Origin of the sequence: Nocardioides jejuensis (assembly GCF_004337475.1) — a bacterium.
GTDB classification, from domain to species: Bacteria; Actinomycetota; Actinomycetes; order Propionibacteriales; family Nocardioidaceae; genus Nocardioides; species Nocardioides jejuensis.
In genome coordinates this window covers 1-315 of the sequence record NZ_SJZJ01000045.1, presented here as the reverse complement: position 1 = coordinate 315, position 315 = coordinate 1, and the positions used below count along the sequence as shown (strand labels likewise).

General features: G+C 69.5%; 1 protein-coding gene. It reads right to left on the bottom strand.

Annotation, left to right across the window (positions count from 1 at the left end):
• On the bottom strand, positions 1-315 hold a 315-nt coding region (locus tag EPD65_RS15945; RefSeq protein ID WP_207891582.1), incomplete at both ends, for a hypothetical protein.

Below are 315 nucleotides of genomic sequence, written 5' to 3'. Positions count from 1 at the left end.
ATGGTCACCGTGGTCCCGTTGACGGGGTACTTGGTGCCGTTGACGGTGATCGAACCCGGCGTGGTGGAGCCGCCGGTCGAGCCCGGGGTGGTGCTGCCGGGGGTCGTCGAGCCACCGGTCGAACCCGGGGTGGTGCTGCCGGGGGTGGTGGTGCCGCCGGTCGAACCCGGGGTGGTGCTTCCGGGGGTGACCGGGTAGGTCGTGCCGTTGACGGTGACCGTTCCGTCCTTGACGGGGTAGTCGACGCCGTTGATGGTCACCGTGGTCCCGTTGACGGGGTACTTGGTGCCGTTGACGGTGATCGAACCCGGCGTG